The sequence below is a fragment of the Vibrio sp. VGrn 2 genome, from assembly GCF_009361695.1.
Classification (GTDB): domain Bacteria; phylum Pseudomonadota; class Gammaproteobacteria; order Enterobacterales; family Vibrionaceae; genus Vibrio; species Vibrio diabolicus.
In genome coordinates this window covers 174,535-193,430 of sequence record NZ_RBWD01000001.1, presented here as the reverse complement: position 1 = coordinate 193,430, position 18,896 = coordinate 174,535, and the positions used below count along the sequence as shown (strand labels likewise).

The window sequence follows — 18,896 nt, the reverse complement described above, 5'->3', positions numbered from 1 at the left end:
TGCACGCTTTACAACTAACTTTCTTGTCAAAGAAAAAAAACTCGTTAATTTTGTTAATTCTATCTAGTTGAACATCTTATCCGTTTTTAACGAGAACCTCGGCAGCGAAGTACATTTTAGAACTGCCCTTTATGAGTTGTAATCTTATCCATGTTTAAATTCTACAAAAAACAGAAATTTAAGCGCCTTCAGAGTACACTGATGACCGCATTTCTGGTGCTCAGTATCACACCTCTTACTATTACTGCGATCTTTTTCCTACAGTCCCACAGTAAAGATCTGCAAGAGCAAAGCACCTCACACTTGTTGTCTGTTAGAGATACAAAACAACAGCAAATTATCGACTACTTTGAGGCGCGGGAAACTGAAGTCATGGGCTTTGTGCGCTCTGAACTGGCTTACGCCAGTGGTGGTCGATTCTACGGTCTCGTCAATGCTTTTAGTCGTTTAGGCAATGACATTGAAGAATCTCGTAAAAATGCTCAACAGCGCTACATTGAAGGCAGCGGAGATCAAATCAAAACGTCAACGTTACCCGAGTCTTCCAACTATGTCGGAAGTGAACGTTACCGACTCTTACATAAACGTTACCACTGGGCCTACTTGGAGCTCCTCAAGCGCTCTGATTTTAATGATATTTTGCTGGTCGATATCAACGGTAATGTCACCTACTCGATCAACAAAGACGATAACTACGGAACAAACTTATTATCAGGCCCCTACAAAGACTCAGCACTTGGCAAAACCTTCAAGCGTCTAGCTGATGACGTCACTGAACGCCGTAAGGTGAATGAAGACTACACCCCTGTGATTGTGTCTGATTTCGAACTGGAAGGTGGTAAACAAGTCGCTTGGTTAGGTGCTCCAATTGTTCAGCAAGGCTACCTACACAGCTATGCTATGTTCCGCTTACCAAATAATGGCATCACGAAGTTAGCCGCAGACGCCAACCGAGAGTCATCCATTAACACCTTACTGGTTGGAAATGATCACCAACCTCGCACAATTAACACCAAGCAAGATGACATTAAGAACAGCTTAGAAGTGATCGATAAAGCACTCTCTGGTGCATTTGGCGTCGGCACTTACACGAACGGTTTAGGTGAAGAGATCATCGCTGCTTATGCACCGATTGAAACGCGTGGTGTTATTTGGGCACTCGTCGTTCAATTACCTGAAAACGAAGCTTTCGCTCGTATTCATCAACTCGAAAAACTGTTTGTTATCGCCATGCTGATCGCCATCATTCTAGTGGTAATCGCTTCCCATTATTTATCAAACTTTATTACTTCTCCGTTGCTGAAGTTAACTTGGGCTGCCGAAAAAGTGTCTGCCGGAGATCTTGATGACACTACCTTTAATACGGTTCGCAAAGATGAAATTGGCCGTCTTGCGCTGAGTTTTGAACGAATGCAACGCTCTATTCGAGAGAAAATTCAAACCATTAAGAAGCAAAATGAAGAGCTCGAGAGCAACATCCAGATCATTCAAAAACAAAATGATGAATTGCAATTGGCCGACAAACTTAAAGATGAGTTCTTAGCCACCACTTCTCATGAACTTCGCACACCATTGCACGGCATGGTCGGAATCGCTGAGACTTTAGCGTCCGGCGCTAACGGTGCTATCCCTGCTAGCCAGAAATATCAGCTTGATATCATCATTAAAAGTGGGCAACGTCTCGCAAACCTTGTTGATGACTTATTGGATTATCATAAAATGCGTTACGGAAGCATGGATATCCAGAAGTCAGCGGTGAGTTTAGCCAGTGCAACGCGACTGGTACTAGAGCTTTCCAGCCATTTACTCGGAAATAAAACCATCCGTATCATCAACCAAGTACCAGCGGATTTGAAAGCGGTGTCTGCCGATCCTCAACGCCTTGAACAAGTGTTATATAACCTGATCGGTAATGCGATTAAGTACACCTCTGAAGGTAAAATCGTTATCTCCGCCAATGTGGTTGATGATCATGTTCGTGTGCAAGTTGTGGATACTGGGCAAGGTATTCCCGCAGAACATCTTGAACATATTTTCGAACCACTTATCCAAGCGGGACAAGACGCAAGTCGCTATCGTCAAGGTGCGGGGCTCGGGCTTTCGATTAGCCGTCAATTGATTGAGTTGATGGGTGGCTCGCTATACGTCAGCAGCCAACCTATGGTCGGCACCACCTTCAGTTTCACGTTACCACTTGCCAGTGAAGAAGAGATCCAAACAACTCAAACCCTTGCAGCGCACGGACACTTCCAGATTCCTGAAATCGATGTAGAGAACAATGAAGACTTATCACTGCCAGAGAATCCAGACGGCCCGTTACTGTATGTCGCTGACGATGAGCCAGTAAACCTGCGTGTGCTTGAGAGCTTCTTACGTTTAGAGGGCTATCGCGTACGTACCGTCTCTGATGGACCAGAAACATTAGCACTCGTTGAGCAGGAAAAACCGGAACTCCTATTATTGGATATCATGATGCCAGGCATGAGCGGCTATCAAGTCTGCAGTGAATTACGTGAAACTTATGATCATGCCGAGCTACCTATCATTATGCTCACCGCGCTTAGTCAAACAGAAGATCGTGTACGAGGCTTTGAAGCAGGAGCCAACGACTATTTGTCTAAGCCATTCAATAAACAAGAGCTAGCTGCACGAATCCAAGCGCACTTAACGGCAAGCCAAGCAGAAATGCGCCACATGGAGAATAAGATACTTGAATCTGAACTTCGCCAACGAGCGGCTGTAGAGGCAAGCTTATTAGAAACTCAAGGGCGATTGTTGGAACAACTGGAATCGGCTCCTGAAGCGATTATCTGTTTGCGTGAAGATAAACGTATCCGGTTTGCTAATGAAGCTGCCTGCAAACTATTCAAGCGTAACTTAGAACAATTAAAACGTTCATCTGCCGATGAGTTGATTGCACCTAAGTATCTGACCGTCAAACAACCTCATTACTGTGGCAAGATTGATATCTATATTGAAGATATTCGTCAAAACATCGAAGCAGACATTCTTAAACTACCTGAAGGCTCAGGCTTAGATGTCATGTATATCTTTAATGTTGGCGGAGGAGCCAATGCCGCTCGCATACACAACCTAGAAACCGCAGTAGAGGTGCTTTCAAGTTATGCTTTTGATGGCGATAAAGACCAGCTGCAGAAGCTGAAAGAACTCGGTGGAGAGTTTACACGCCTTGCAGACAAAGCGCTTGGTAACAAAAAAGACAAACAAGAGCTAATGCGAGAAATTCTGGTCGACGCAATGACACATGCCTTAGAGTATTGGGAGTCAGTCACTGGTGAAAGTAAATTCGCATTTGCCGAACAAAGTGGCTTATGGCGCGTTTATCTTGACCGTAGCACTCTGCAAACACGCACTTTGGATAAATACATGCGTATAGAAACGCTGCCGAAAACGCCACGTTGGAGAACGGTATTGAGCTCGATAGAATTCATCCTTGAACACTGTAAAGAACAGAGTCCTGAGCGTGCGTACATCGAAGCTCAACGAGATAAACTACAGCGACTGTTGACCAGCTAATACCTATCAAAAAAACTAGCCCAGCGCATACGCTGGGCTTTTTATTATCCAAGCCTTCTCTTTCTCTAAAGACGAACAATACAGCGACTCTCTACCGTTACCACATTAAAATGCCGAATAAGCCTCTGGACAAAGTTGTCCATGGTAGGCATTCCAAACATACGCTTCTATCGATATGACCTACCCAAACTAGGTTGAATCGAGCGAATAAAACACTTCATTTTCACAATAAAAAAAGAGCAATAAATGAGAGAAAACTGTCGATAAAAGAGACTATTTTTCAGATAACAAACGGTTTTTAACCAACAATTGACAGAGATTGCGAACTCAATCACAACAGAACGGCAGATTAATTTTTAGCTAATTAATTAACACACTTTCTGCATGTGAGCGAGATCTCTGAACCAGGAAGAGAATCAGAAGGCTTTTATTTTAAATAGATTAAAGGTTAGCAACCACTAACACTTACTATTAACAAGGATATAAACTGCGACGCATATCAACGTTTATTTTTTGGTCTATCTCTAGTCAAAATTAGCCAAAATAACGTTTATAACGGAGAGTGACGATATTTTAACGTTTTTAACGAGAATCGAGTTTGATTATTTTATGGATAAGGTGTTTTCTTACTCCTGCCTAAGGCCTACAGGCCACTCTTGGCGAAACTCAATGTTGTAATGAGTAATGCATAAACAAGAGGTAGGTCTTGGAGAGTGTTTATCAATTGATGACATTCAATTCCATTTAGTGAAATGAAAGCAAATAGTAAGGAACAGCTATGCTTGCCAATATTAAAAAAACAGCACTAGCAACAGCAATTATTGCAACGGCTACTACAGGTTTTGCATCGGTAGCTACTGCGGCTGAACGCAGTGAACTGACTATCCACCCTAAAGAGTTTACAACTTTCGTTCGTAACTTTAACCCTTTCTTGGGTGCAACTAACCTGCACACAACAACCGACTTTATTTACGAGCCGCTCGTTGTTTTTAACGAAATGCACGGTAACACGCCAGTATTTCGTCTAGCAGAAAACTTTACCATGGCTGATGACCTAATGAGCGTGACCTTCGATATTCGTAAGGGCGTAAAATGGTCTGACGGCAAAGCGTTTACCGCTGATGACGTAGTTTATTCTTTCAACCTAGTTAAAGAGAAACCAGAGCTAGACCAATCTGGTATCAACTCTTGGGTTACTGGCGTAGAGAAAGTTAACGACTACAAAGTTAAATTCCGTCTAAGCGAAGCAAACTCTAACGTTCCTTACGAAATTGCGAAAGTACCAGTTGTACCTAAGCACGTATGGAGCAAAGTGAAAGATCCAGCAACATTCACAAACGAAAATCCAGTAGGTAGTGGTCCATTTACCGAAATCGACACTTTTACACCGCAACTATACATTCAGTGTGAAAACCCGAATTACTGGGATGCTGATAACCTAGATGTAGACTGTCTACGAGTGCCACAAATCGCGAACAACGACCAATTCTTGGGCAAAATCGTTAACGGCGAAATGGACTGGACGTCTTCATTCGTACCAGACATCGACCGCACTTACGCTGCAGCAAGTCCGAATCACCACTACTGGTACCCACCAGCGGGTACTCAAGCGTTTGTAGTGAACTTCAAAAACCCAGACGCGGCGAAAAACGAAGCACTTACTAACGTTGACTTCCGTCGTGCGTTCTCTATGGCGCTAGACCGTCAAACGATTATCGACATTGCATTCTACGGTGGCGGTACAGTAAATGACTTCGCTTCAGGTCTAGGCTACGCATTCGAAGCTTGGTCTGACGAAGAGACGCACAACAAGTACAAAGGTTACAACACATACAACGCCGAAGGTGCGAAAAAGCTTCTTGCTAAAGCAGGCTTCAAAGATGTAAACAAAGATGGCTTTGTAGATACACCATCTGGCAAGTCTTTCGAGCTTCTCATTCAATCGCCAAACGGTTGGACTGACTTTAACAACACTGTACAACTAGCTGTTGAGCAACTAGCAGAAGTAGGCATTAAAGCACGTGCTCGTACTCCAGATTTCTCGGTATACAACCAAGCAATGCTAGAAGGTACATACGACGTTGCTTACACCAACTACTTCCACGGTGCGGATCCACACTTGTACTGGGACAGCGGCTACAACTCGAAGCTACAGTCTGGTGACGGTATGCCTCGCTTTGCAATGCACTTCTACAAGAACGATAAGTTAGACGGTCTTCTTAACAGCTTCTACAAAACCGCTGATAAGCAAGAACAGCTAGAAATCGCTCATGGTATCCAGAAGATCATTGCTCAGGACCAAGTAACCATTCCTGTGCTATCTGGCGCGTACATGTATCAATACAACACAACTCGCTTCACTGGTTGGTGGAACGAAGAAAATCCTAAGGGCCGTCCAAACATTTGGGCTGGTATCCCAGAGCGTCTACTTCACGTACTGGACCTAAAACCAGTTAAATAAGTAGAAGTTCATTTCAAGCGGCATACATCCCGTGTGCCGCCTATAAAAATCCCTTGTTAACGAAACCAATATGTGGCGCTCGTCGTCAGGGGATTTTTCGCTCTAAATTTCGCTAGGAGCGACCTGAAACCAGAAACAGGGAAAAAATCTGGGTGAGTAAGGTGTGAGTTATGGGTTATTTTTTAAGACGTTTGTCGTTCTATCTTGTCGCGCTCTTAGTTGCAGCGACGTTAAACTTTATTATTCCGCGAGCAATGCCTGGTGACCCAGTTACCATGATGTTTGCTAACGCTTCTGTACAGGTGACGCCAGAACGAATCGCAGCAATGAAAGAACTGCTCGGTTTCGTTGATGGGCCGATTTACATTCAGTACTTTTCGTACATTAAAAACATTCTAAGTTGGGAGCTAGGTACATCTATCCAGTTCTACCCTCTTTCAGTTAACTCTTTACTAGGTAGTGCATTTGGCTGGTCTCTCTTCCTAGCTGGTACTGCGGTTGTACTTTCTTTCTCAATCGCTTCTGTACTCGGTATTTTTGCCGCATGGAAGCGTGGTAGTAAGTACGATGCATTCGTAACGCCTGGTACATTGATCATTCAAGCTATCCCACAGATGGTTATCGCAATGTTAGCGCTGTTTACCTTTGCGATTGGCCTAAAATGGTTCCCATCTGGCTATGCTTACACGCCAGGTACTATCCCTGATTGGTCAAGCTGGGAGTTCATCAAAAACGTGGGTTACCACGCAGTACTCCCTCTATTCTGTGCAACCATCGTTCAGATCGGCGGCTTCCTCGTCAATATGCGTAACAACATGATCAACCTTCTCGCCGAAGACTACATCACGATGGCGAAAGGCAAAGGGCTGAGCGAGAACCGTGTCGTCTTCAATTACGCCGCACGTAACGCGCTACTTCCAAGTGTAACCGCGCTATCTATGTCTTTGGGTATGGCCATTGGTGGTCAATTGATCATCGAGATGATTTTCAACTACCCAGGTTTAGGCACCGTGCTACTTAACGCAATTCACGCTCGTGACTACCAAGTACTTCAAGGTCAGTTAATTATCATGACGATGTTCATGCTGTGCTTCAACTTAATGGCTGACATGCTGTACATGATTCTAGACCCTCGCCTACGTACGGGAGGCAAATAATCATGAAAGAACTATTCAAACTTATTTTAGGTAACTCATTCGCTCGAATCGGTCTTGGTATTGTTACCGTATTCGTATTCGTTGCGATCGCAGCTCCTTTACTTACGAAACATGCGCCAGACAAGCGAACCGGTAATCCACACGAATACCCTAGCTTTGTCGTAAAACAAGCGCAAAATAATCCTGATGGCTGGGTAGCTAAAAATCTAGCAGATGATCGTCGTACGCTGATTATGTCGAAAAAGGCTGATCACGTTCTGGGAACTTCACGTATGGGTCGTGATATTTGGTCACAAGTGGCTTACGGTGCTCGCGTATCGCTAGGTGTCGGCTTTGGTGCTGGCATCATCGTATGTTTCCTAGCGACGGTCATTGGTATCTCGGCAGGTTACTTCGGCGGCAAAGTGGATGACATATTGAGTGCAGCGATGAACATCATGCTGGTAATCCCTCAATACCCATTACTCTTTGTACTGGCAGCCTTTATTGGCGAAGCAGGTCCACTCACCATTGCCTTGATTATCGCTGGTACCTCTTGGGCGTGGGGCGCACGTGTTGTCCGTTCTCAAACCATGGCTCTGCGCGAGAAAGAGTTTGTGAAAGCCGCTGAAGTATTGGGCGAGTCTTCATTCCGCATCATCTTCGTTGAAATTTTACCAAACCTAATCCCGATTGTCGGTGCAAGCTTCATCGGCTCAGTAATGCTCGCTATCAATACTGAGGCTGTAATCTCGTTCTTGGGCCTGGGCGATGCCAACACCATCAGTTGGGGCATCATGCTCTACAACGTGCAAACCTCATCAGCAATGTTGATTGGCGCATGGTGGGAAGTATTAGCACCTTGTATCGCCTTAACTCTTTTGGTGACTGGTCTTGCTCTACTTAACTTTGCCGTTGATGAAATTGCTAACCCACAGCTTCGTTCTCACAAAGGCATGAAACGCTGGAAGAAACTGGCAGAGAAAGACAAGAAAGAGCGCGCGCCTGAAATGGCACCACAAAATGCACTATGGAGCGGAGATAAATAATCATGACTGCACCACTAATTTCTATCCGTAACCTATGCGTAGATTACATCACAGATGCGGGCGATGTCCGCGCCTGTAACAACGTTAGCTTTGACATTGCGCCAGGTGAAGTCTTTGGCCTGGCAGGTGAATCTGGCTGTGGTAAATCCACAGTTGCTTTCTCGCTCATGCGTCTTCATAAGCCGCCAGCATTCATCACTGGTGGTGAGGTCATCTTCAACGGTGAAGACATCATTAAGTACAGCGATGAACGTATGCAATCATTCCGCTGGAGCGAGATGTCGATGGTGTTCCAAAGTGCTATGAACGCATTAAATCCGGTGCTTACGATGGAAGAGCAGTTTTGCGATGTCATCATGCGCCACACCAACATGACACGTGAACAAGCGAAAAAGCGCGCTGAAGGATTGTTGGAAATCGTTGATATTCATCCAAGCCGCTTGAATGACTACCCACACCAATTTTCTGGTGGTATGCGCCAGCGCTTAGTCATTGCGATTGCTCTAGCTCTCAATCCAAAGATGATCATCATGGATGAGCCAACGACAGCACTCGATGTTGTGGTTCAGCGTGAGATCTTACAAAAAATCTATGCTCTGAAAGAAGAGTTCGGCTTCTCGATCCTTTTCATCACTCACGACTTGTCACTCATGGTCGAGTTCTCGGATCGAATCGGCATTATGTACTCCGGTGAGTTGATTGAAGTTGCCCCTTCTAAGCAAATTCTGGAAAGTCCTTACCACCCTTACACCAAAGGTTTGGGTAGCTCTTTCCCTCCACTAACTGGTCCTAAAACCAAATTAACTGGTATTCCAGGCAACCCTTTGAATCTATTAGAGATTCCTCAAGGCTGCCGCTTCCAAGCTCGCTGCGACCGCGTCCACGAAGCTTGTACACGAGTACCAACTCAGCTGCGTCAAATTGAACCTGGTCGTTTTTCAAATTGCCACTTATACGGCGACACGATTGCTCAAGCTAAGGTTTAACAACAAAAAATAACGCTAGCTAAGAACAAAATTACACTGGAGAGAATTATGAGCAAACAACTCGGCGAACTGCTGATTGAGGGTAAACATGTCGTTAAGGACTTCCCTTTAAATAGTAACTCAATCAAGCAGTCAAAAATGCGCGCGATCAACGACGTGTCATTCAAGATGTACAAGAGCCGCGGTTTGTCAGTAGTAGGTGAATCAGGCTCTGGTAAATCTACTACCGCTAAAATGATAGCTAAAATGTACGCCCCTACAGAGGGTGTGATCGAATACAGAGGTCGTGATATCCAAGATATTACCTCTCGACATGACTTGATGACATACCGTGAAGGCGTACAAATGGTATGGCAGGACCCATTTGGCTCACTAAACCCTACACACAATATCTTTCACCACATTGCTCGCCCGTTGCTGATCCATAAAAAGATTGCACCAGGCAACAAAAAGGAACTGGAAGAGCGTGTGTATGACCTACTAGAACAAGTTGGTCTGATTCCGCCAAAAGAAACCGCGCAAAAGTTCCCACATCAGCTGTCTGGCGGTCAGCGTCAACGTGTAAACCTAGCTCGTAATATCGCTGTAGGTGCAGAAGTGGTATTGGCAGATGAGCCAACATCAATGCTGGACGTGTCAATTCGTGCTGGTGTTCTTAACTTGATGGAAGAGATGAAGTTTGAAAAACAAATGTCTCTGCTTTACATCACTCACGACATCGCAACGGCGCGTTACATTGCTGAAGATCTCGCGGTTATGTACGTAGGTCACATGGTTGAATGGGGGGATACTGAGGAAATCATTCACGATCCTCAACACCCATATACGCAACTGTTGGTATCTGCTGTGCCTGATCCATCGAAGTCTATTCACGAGAAGCTGAAAGGCAACAAAGGGGAAATCCCACTTTGGACACCGGATTCAGTCGGCTGTCCATTTGCAGGACGCTGCGTACACGCAACCGATAAATGTCGCGAACGACTACCGGGCGTCACTCAGCTTTCTGAGAACCACTTTGTTCGCTGTTACTTATTTGAAGATTAATTATAACGAGGGTCAGGTTCAGCCTGACCCATTCCTGTTTTATCGTTTCCCGGAGACATTGAATGCTGCTACTGACTAACCACATTGGTTATGAACATCTGGGCCCAAAGAAAGCCATTGTCCAGACCGAACAACCACACTTGTCTTCTTACACTGCCCAATTGATTTGTGCCACTAGCGAGCAAACCGTGGCAACTTTTGCGGTTGAAGAACAGGGTAAAGTGGCGAACTGGCATCAGGGCTATTTCTACCTCATCGACTTTTCACCTTTCACAGATTCAGGCGACTATTTCCTGCAAGTGGAAGATACGCGCTCTTCCTCTTTCACCATTGGCGAACATATTCTGTTGGATCAAACTTTGTCGGATGTGATCCACTACTTAAAATCACAACGTTGTGGTGGAATTTTCGATCAACAAGATCGACAAGTTCCAGTGCTCAACGCCAACCAAACGGTTGATGTGCACGGAGGGTGGTACGACGCATCTGGAGACGTTAGCAAATATTTAAGTCATCTTTCATACGCTAATTATTTGAACCCTCAACAAACCCCAATGGTGGTTTGGAACATCCTAAAAGGGCTTTCATTACTTGAAGGAAGCGAAGACATTGCAGCCTTCACACGTACACGCCTTATTGAAGAAGCCCTGTTCGGTGCAGACTTCCTTGTTCGTATGCAAAACGAAAAAGGCTTCTTCTACATGACGGTCTTTGATAAGTGGAGCAAAGATACTGCGCAACGAGAAATCTGTGCCTACGAAACGCAACTTGGTCACAAATTTGATGACTACCAAGCAGGCTTTCGACAAGGTGGCGGTGTCGCCATCGCAGCGCTGGCCGCGGCGTCGCGTTTAGGTGTTCACGGAGAATACGATCAACAGAAATACCGCAACGCTGCTGAAAATGGTTACTGGCACTTAAAAGAGCACAATACGCAGTACCTCAATGATGGTGAAGAAAACATTATCGACGAATACTGTGCGCTACTAGCTAGTGTAGAACTGTTTAAAGCCACTAAAGAAACTCGCTACTTGGAAGAGAGCCGTTTATGGGCACAGCGCTTAGTTGCCCGCCAAATGAGCGACGAGCAGATTCAACACTTTTGGTCAGCAAACCAAGACGGCAGTCGTCCATACTTTCACGCTGCCGAAGCAGGTCTACCCGTTATTGCCCTATGCGAATACCTAGCAATTGAAGACGACCCCGTACCGACAGAATCGGTAAAACGCATCGTTAACCGAGCGTGTGAGTTTGAGATCAAAATATCGAATAAAGTGACCAACCCATTCGGTTACCCTCGCCAGTATGTTAAAGGCGTAAACGAGTCAAAACGCGATGCATTTTTTGTCGCACACAACAATGAATCCGGCTATTGGTGGCAAGGCGAGAATGCTCGATTGGGCTCACTCGCGACCATGGCGTATCTTGCTCAACCGCATATAGCATCGCAAGAAATACAGCAACAACTTTCCGTGTTTGCTCAAGATGCATTGAACTGGATTGTAGGCTTAAACCCATACGACATGTGCATGCTTGATGGCCACGGTCGTAACAACCCTGATTACCTTCCTCAATATGGTTTCTTCAACGCTAAAGGCGGTGTGTGTAACGGAATCACTGGCGGCTTTGAAGACGAGGAAGACATCGCATTTAACCCACCAGCACAAAAAGACGACATGCTACAAAACTGGCGCTGGGGCGAACAATGGATCCCGCATGGCGCTTGGTACTTACTCGCGATAATGAGTCAAGCTCAGCATATTTCTCAGTTGGCAACCTCTAAAAATATTAAGGAACAATAATCATGGGGATGTATTTTGTCGGTATCGATGGTGGCGGCACGTCATGTCGAGCCAGGATCAAAGATTCACAAGGTAATTTTCTTGGCGAGGCCAAAAGCGGCAGCGCCAACATCATGCTAGGTGCTGAAGTTGCAATGGCTTCGATTCTTGAATCCATCACTTCGGCTGCCGAGCAAGGTGGCCTGACACAACAAGATTTTACATCGATGCATGTCGGCTTAGCCCTTGCAGGTGCTGAGCACAAAGCATCTTGGCAAGCCTTTATGTCTCTTCCTCATCCGTTTGCCAGTATGACTCTTAATACTGATGCTTACGGCGCGTGCGTTGGTGCACACAATGGCGAAGATGGCGCAATCATGATCGCAGGAACGGGTTCTTGTGGCATCTATCTTAAAGGATTGGAGCAGCACGTTGTCGGTGGTCGCGAATTCCCTATTTCGGATCAAGGTGGCGGCGCAGTGATGGGGCTTCGCCTAGTTCAACAAGTTTTGTTAGCAGAAGATGGCATCAGAGAGAAAACGCCTCTAGCACAACACGTCATGGCGCATTTCGAAAATGACGTTGATAACGTGGTGGCTTGGTCTAAACAAGCGCTTCCTCGTGATTATGGCCAGTTTTCTCCTGCAATTTTCCAACATGCAGAACAAGGTGATGCACTAGCAATTGAGATGCTGAAGCAAACTGCAGCTGATATAGAAATGTTTCTCGTGGCATTAAACAAGCGCGGCGCAACGCGTATTTGTTTAATGGGCAGCATTGCTGAACGTATTTTACATTGGCTTTCGCCACCCGTTCAGCAATGGGTTGTTGAACCACAGTTTGACGCGATTGAAGGCGCAATTATGTTTGCAGGGAAGCCTGAACATAACCTTTACTCGCTCAGTGCGGCGTAGGAGTAGATATGGAATATCGTGTTGATCTCGTCGTCCTATCAGAACAAAAGCAAAACTGCCGTTTCGGACTGACTTTCCATAACTTGAGCGATCAAGATCTCCACAATTGGAGCCTGATTTTTGCTTTTGATCGCTACATTCTGCCGGATAGTATTTCGAATGGTCAGCTCAAGCAAATTGGCAGCTACTGCACCCTCAAACCAGAAGGGTTGGTGCTGGCAGCTAACCATCATTTTTACTGCGAGTTCAGTATTGGTTCGAACCCATTCCGTTACTATTCTGATGGATTCAATGAAGCCTTGGTCAACTTTGAAGTCAACGGCAACCTTCAGCGAGCTCAAGTCGATGTTACGCCGATCGTATTGGCTTCACCGTACCGTGAACGTAGTGAGATCCCTTCCAGCTTGACGCATGCGCAGCCTTTATTGCCAAAACCAAACCATATAGAAGTCAGCGATCACTGCTTTAGCTTTAATCATCAAGCTGGCGTTGCGGTTTATTCAAACCTAGCCAATGCAGCTAAAGAATGGTTACTTGAAGAGCTTAAGCGCATTCATCAATTTGAGTTCGCATCAGACAATGGCAGTCAGATCATCTTCAAAGGCAACCCAACCTTGGATGAAGGCGCTTACAAGCTGAAGGTAGCAGAAGAGTCGATCAAAATTGAAGCTGGCTCTTCGTCTGGTTTTACCCATGCTTGTGCAACGTTATTGCAACTGATCAAAGTTGGCGATCAACCAGCCTCAATGGAAGTGGTTTGCTGTTCAATCAAAGACCGACCACGTTTTCGTTACCGCGGTATGATGCTAGATTGTGCTCGCCATTTTCACTCCGTTGAGCAAGTCAAACGTTTGATCAACCAGTTGGCTCACTACAAGTTCAATACATTCCATTGGCACCTTACCGATGATGAAGGTTGGCGAATTGAGATCAAATCATTGCCTCAACTAACCGATATTGGCGCATGGCGTGGGTTGGATGAAACCAATGAGCCACAGTACACGCACCTTGCTGAGCGTTACGGCGGTTTTTACACTCAAGAAGACATCAAAGACGTGGTTGCCTTTGCTTCGAAACGAGGCATCACTGTTATCCCTGAAATCGATGTACCAGGCCACTGCCGAGCTGCCATCAAGTCGTTACCACACCTATTGGTAGAAGCAGAAGATACCACCGAATACCGCAGCATTCAGCATTACAACGACAACGTCATTAACCCAGCTCTGCCGGGGAGCTATGAGTTTATCGATAAAGTGTTGGAAGAAGTATCCGCGTTGTTCCCTGCCCCTTATGTTCATATCGGTGCGGATGAAGTACCTAACGGCGTATGGTCAAAAAGCCCTGCATGCCAAGCACTAATGGAACAACTGGGTTACAGCGACTACAAAGAGTTACAAGGGCACTTCTTGCGTCATGCCGAAGACAAACTGCGCAAACTTGGCAAGCGCATGCTGGGTTGGGAAGAAGCACAGCATGGCGACAAAGTCAGCAAAGACACAGTGATCTATTCGTGGTTAAGCGAAGAAGCGGCGTTGAACTGCGCGCGCCAAGGTTTCGATGTGGTGCTACAACCTGCACAAACCACCTACCTAGATATGACCCAAGATTACGCACCAGAAGAACCGGGCGTGGATTGGGCTAACCCGTTGCCGCTAGAAAAAACTTACAACTATGAACCACTCGCTGAAGTGCCAGCCGACGATCCAATACGTAAACGCATTTGGGGCATTCAAACAGCATTGTGGTGTGAAATCATCAACAACCAGTCTCGTATGGACTACATGGTCTTCCCGCGCTTAACCGCAATGGCAGAAGCATGTTGGACAGACAAACAACACCGAGACTGGACCGACTATTTATCACGTTTGAAAGGACACCTACCGCTGCTTGATTTGCAGGGAGTGAATTACCGTAAACCGTGGAAGTAATACAGAGCTGATGTAGAAGCATCACGCTTGAAGAGTTTTTAAATTTTGGCTGCAGACGCAGCTTTGTAAAAAGGAAAGACACAAATGAAATACGGCTATTTCGATAACGAGAATCGTGAATACGTCATTACTCGCCCTGATGTACCTGCTCCTTGGACCAACTACCTAGGTACAGAAAAATTCTGTACCGTTATCTCGCATAACGCAGGTGGCTATTCGTTCTACAACTCTCCAGAATACAACCGTGTTACTAAGTTCCGTCCAAATGCGACATTCGATCGCCCAGGACACTACGTTTACCTACGTGATGATGAGACGGGAGATTACTGGTCAATCTCTTGGCAACCAGTTGCCAAAAGCCTAGACGAAGCGAACTACGAAGTTCGTCATGGTTTGTCGTACTCTAAATTCAAGTGTGAATACAGCGGCATTAGCGCAACCAAAACGCTCTTTGTACCAAAAGGCGAAGATGCAGAAATTTGGGATGTAGTAATCAAGAACACCTCAGACAAACCGCGTACGATCAGTGCATTCTCATTTGTTGAGTTCTCATTCAGCCACATTCAATCTGATAACCAAAACCACCAGATGTCTCTCTACTCTGCTGGTACGTCATACAACGAAGGCGTGATTGAATACGACCTGTACTACAACACTAACGATTTCGAAGGCTTCTACTACCTAGCGTCAACGTTTGATCCAGATTCATACGACGGTCAACGTGATAGCTTCCTAGGTCTATACCGCGACGAAGCAAACCCACTAGCAGTAGAGCAAGGTAAGTGTTTTAACACCGCGCAAACGTGTTACAACCACTGTGGCTCTCTGCACAAGCAGTTTACTATCCAACCAGGTGAAGAAGTTCGTTTTGCTTACATTCTGGGTATCGGTAAAGGCAACGGTGAACGTCTGCGCACTAAATACCAAGACCTGGCTGAAGTAGACAATGCATTTGCTGATATCAAAGCACACTGGGATGAGCGTTGTGGCAAGTTCCAAGTGAAATCGCCAAACGAAGGCCTAGACACGATGATCAACGCTTGGACGCTGTACCAAGCAGAAACGTGTGTGGTTTGGTCTCGCTTTGCTTCGTTCATCGAAGTCGGTGGCCGTACTGGCCTTGGTTACCGCGATACGGCGCAAGACGCAATTTCCGTTCCTCACGCGAACCCGAAAATGACTCGTAAGCGCATCGTGGATCTACTGCGTGGTCAAGTAAAAGCGGGTTACGGCCTACACCTATTCGATCCTGATTGGTTCGATCCTGAAAAAGCAGATGTTAAACCATCTAAGTCTCCAACAGTTGTTCCTACTCCGTCCGATGAAGATAAGATCCACGGTATTGAAGACACTTGCTCTGATGATCACCTATGGCTAGTACCAACCATCTGTAAATACGTGATGGAAACCGGTGAGCACAGCTTCTTCGACGAAGTGATTCCTTACGCGGATGGCGGTGATGCAACCGTGTATGACCACATGAAAGCTGCGCTAGACTTCTCAGCTGAATACGTGGGTCAAACGGGCATCTGTAAAGGTCTACGTGCAGACTGGAACGACTGTCTAAACCTAGGAGGTGGTGAATCTTCAATGGTGTCGTTCCTACACTTCTGGGCACTGCAAGAGTTCATCGACCTAGCGAAATACCTAGGTAAAGAAGCCGACGTTGAAAAATACACGGGAATGGCAGCAAACGTGCGTGAAGCGTGTGAAACACACCTTTGGGACGACGAAGGCGGTTGGTACATCCGTGGTCTGACGAAAAATGGCGACAAGATCGGTACTGCACAACAAGCAGAAGGTCGTGTACACCTAGAGTCAAACACGCTTGCGGTGCTGTCTGGTGCGGTATCTCAAGAGCGCGGCGAAAAAGCGATGGACGCAGTCGACGAAAATCTATTCTCTGAATACGGCCTTCACCTAAACTCGCCATCATTCGCTACGCCAAACGATGATATCGGCTTTGTAACGCGCGTTTACCAAGGCGTAAAAGAGAACGGTGCAATCTTCTCGCATCCAAACCCATGGGCTTGGGTAGCTGAAGCGAAACTGGGTCGTGGTGACCGTGCAATGAAATTCTACGATGCACTAAACCCATACAACCAGAACGACATCATCGAAAAACGTATTGCAGAACCATACTCATACGTTCAGTTCATTATGGGTCGTGACCACCAAGACCACGGTCGTGCAAACCACCCATGGTTAACAGGTACATCTGGCTGGGCTTACTTCGCTGTTACCAACTTTATCCTTGGTGTGCGTACAGGCTTCGATGGCCTGACTATCGATCCATGTATCCCAACTGACTGGCCTGGTTTCGAAGTGACTCGTCAATGGCTAGGTGCAACGTACAACATAAAAGTGGTGAACCCTGATTCAGTAAGCAAAGGCGTTAAGTCAATTACTGTGAACGGTGAAGCAGTAAATGGTGCATCTGTACCAGTGCAAGCGGAAGGTTCCGTCAACGAAGTGATCGTAACACTAGGTTAATCGCTTCAAAACGTCCCAATGCACTTTTGCTTTTTAGCTTGTGCATTGGGTTCGCTAGCAAAAATTTTAAGGCGCGGCGCCTTGCCGCCCTTATTGAGGTTCGAATCATGATCAAATTTGGTACAGGCGGCTGGCGCGCATTCATCGGTGAAGAATTCACTAAAGATAATGTTCGTTTGGTTGCTCAAGCAGTTGCAAACATTACGAATAACGAATCTGTTGCTGATCGCGGCTTTGTCATTGGCTATGACCGACGCTTTCTGTCTGACAAAGCTGGCCGTTGGTTTGCCGAAGTTTTAGCAGCAAACGGCATCGTCGTTAGCTTTATCGATAAGTTTGTTCCAACGCCTATCGTAATGTTTAAAGCGAAGGAAATGGGCTGCGCTTACTCGGCATGTATTACGGCATCGCACAACCCGGCCGATTACAACGGCATTAAAGTCTTCATTGAAGGCGGTCGTGATGCAGATGAAATCATCACCCAGAAAATCGAATCACAAATCAATACGCTCACTGCACAAGATGTAAAAAGTGTCGATTTTGAACAAGCGGTTGAAGATAAGCTGATTCAAATTATCAACCCGATGAACGAATTCGTAGATTCGATCATTAACTTTATTGATATCGAGTCGATCAAAAAAGCCAACCTACGCGTTTTGATTGACCCGATGTTCGGTGTCGCAAAAAATGCACTGCAAACCGTATTAATCAACGGCCGCTGTGACGTTGATGTGATTAACGATGGAAAAAACCCAGACTTCGGTGGGTTAATGCCTTCGCCAAGCGCTGCAACACTCTACCGTTTGATGCACCTAGTAAAAGAGCAAGGTTACGATATTGGCATCGGTACCGATGGCGATGCGGACCGTCTTGGTATTATTGACGAAAAAGGTAACTTCATTCATCCGAATGAAGTCCTGATTCTACTTTATTATTACTTATTGGAGTACAAAGGTTGGACAGGTTCCGTGGTACGTAACATCGCGACGACTCATCTTCTCGATAAAATTGCTGAAGACCACGGTGAAAAATGCTTTGAGGTACCAGTAGGCTTTAAGCACATCAGTTCTCAAATGGAAGCGGATGACTCACTGATTGGTGGGGAAAGCTCTGGCGGCCTAACCATTCGTGGCCACATCAAAGGTAAAGATGGCGTCTTCGCGTCTAGCTTGTTAGTTGAAATGATTTCAGTAACAGGCAAGAAATTGTCTGAGTTGCTAGATGAAATCTACGGTAAGTACGGCTACGCGTACATGGCAGAAGGTGATTGCAAATTCAAACCAGCGCAAAAAGAAGTCCTGTTCAACAAGATATATGTTGAAAAACAACTGCCTGAGTTTGAGTTTGAGATCGAAAAAGTCAGCTACGAAGATGGTGCGAAAGTCTACTTCAAGAATGGCGGTTGGATCATCGCCCGCTTCTCTGGTACTGAGCCACTACTGCGTATTTTTGCAGAAATGCAAGATAAGGACACTGCGGAACGTGTTCTTCAACAGTTTAAAGACTTCTTATCTTTATAACTGACCTTGTGCCCGCTTCGAACACTTCGGCTACGCTTGTCATGTAA

11 protein-coding genes are annotated in these 18,896 nt (G+C 45.8%); all 11 read left to right on the top strand.

What is annotated here, in order from left to right:
- Positions 1–150: 150 nt before the first annotated feature.
- Entirely contained in the window at positions 151–3,537 is a 3,387-nt protein-coding gene (locus D8S93_RS00960; RefSeq protein WP_048625952.1) for a response regulator, read from the top strand.
- Positions 3,538–4,315: 778 nt separating this feature from the next.
- Entirely contained in the window at positions 4,316–5,998 is a 1,683-nt protein-coding gene (locus D8S93_RS00955; protein WP_005394703.1) for an ABC transporter substrate-binding protein, read from the top strand.
- 170 nt (positions 5,999–6,168) lie between these two features.
- Entirely contained in the window at positions 6,169–7,155 is a 987-nt protein-coding gene (locus D8S93_RS00950) for an ABC transporter permease (protein ID WP_005394705.1), read from the top strand.
- Between the two features lie 2 nt (positions 7,156–7,157).
- Positions 7,158–8,183: an ABC transporter permease gene (locus D8S93_RS00945; protein ID WP_005394707.1), complete on the top strand. Its 1,026-nt coding sequence runs from the start codon at positions 7,158–7,160 to the stop codon at positions 8,181–8,183.
- A gap of 2 nt (positions 8,184–8,185) precedes the next feature.
- On the top strand, positions 8,186–9,169 hold the full coding sequence (locus D8S93_RS00940) for an ABC transporter ATP-binding protein (RefSeq protein WP_005394709.1): 984 nt from the start codon (positions 8,186–8,188) through the stop codon (positions 9,167–9,169).
- 48 nt (positions 9,170–9,217) lie between these two features.
- Positions 9,218–10,213 (top strand): ABC transporter ATP-binding protein, encoded by a 996-nt coding sequence (locus tag D8S93_RS00935; protein ID WP_005394711.1) that lies wholly within the window; start codon positions 9,218–9,220, stop codon positions 10,211–10,213.
- 62 nt (positions 10,214–10,275) lie between these two features.
- Positions 10,276–12,015, top strand: coding sequence for a glycoside hydrolase family 9 protein (locus tag D8S93_RS00930; protein WP_152811637.1), 1,740 nt, complete (start codon positions 10,276–10,278; stop codon positions 12,013–12,015).
- A gap of 2 nt (positions 12,016–12,017) precedes the next feature.
- The gene (locus tag D8S93_RS00925; protein ID WP_152811635.1) at positions 12,018–12,908 is read left to right on the top strand and encodes an N-acetylglucosamine kinase; all 891 of its coding nucleotides are present in this window, start codon (positions 12,018–12,020) and stop codon (positions 12,906–12,908) included.
- Positions 12,909–12,916: 8 nt separating this feature from the next.
- On the top strand, positions 12,917–14,836 hold the full coding sequence (locus D8S93_RS00920) for a beta-N-acetylhexosaminidase (RefSeq protein WP_152811633.1): 1,920 nt from the start codon (positions 12,917–12,919) through the stop codon (positions 14,834–14,836).
- A gap of 84 nt (positions 14,837–14,920) precedes the next feature.
- Complete coding sequence (locus D8S93_RS00915; RefSeq protein WP_152811631.1) at positions 14,921–17,329, top strand: GH36-type glycosyl hydrolase domain-containing protein; 2,409 nt, start codon at positions 14,921–14,923, stop codon at positions 17,327–17,329.
- Positions 17,330–17,436: 107 nt separating this feature from the next.
- Positions 17,437–18,849 (top strand): phosphoglucomutase/phosphomannomutase family protein, encoded by a 1,413-nt coding sequence (locus D8S93_RS00910; RefSeq protein WP_005396733.1) that lies wholly within the window; start codon positions 17,437–17,439, stop codon positions 18,847–18,849.
- The last annotated feature ends 47 nt before the right edge of the window (positions 18,850–18,896 follow it).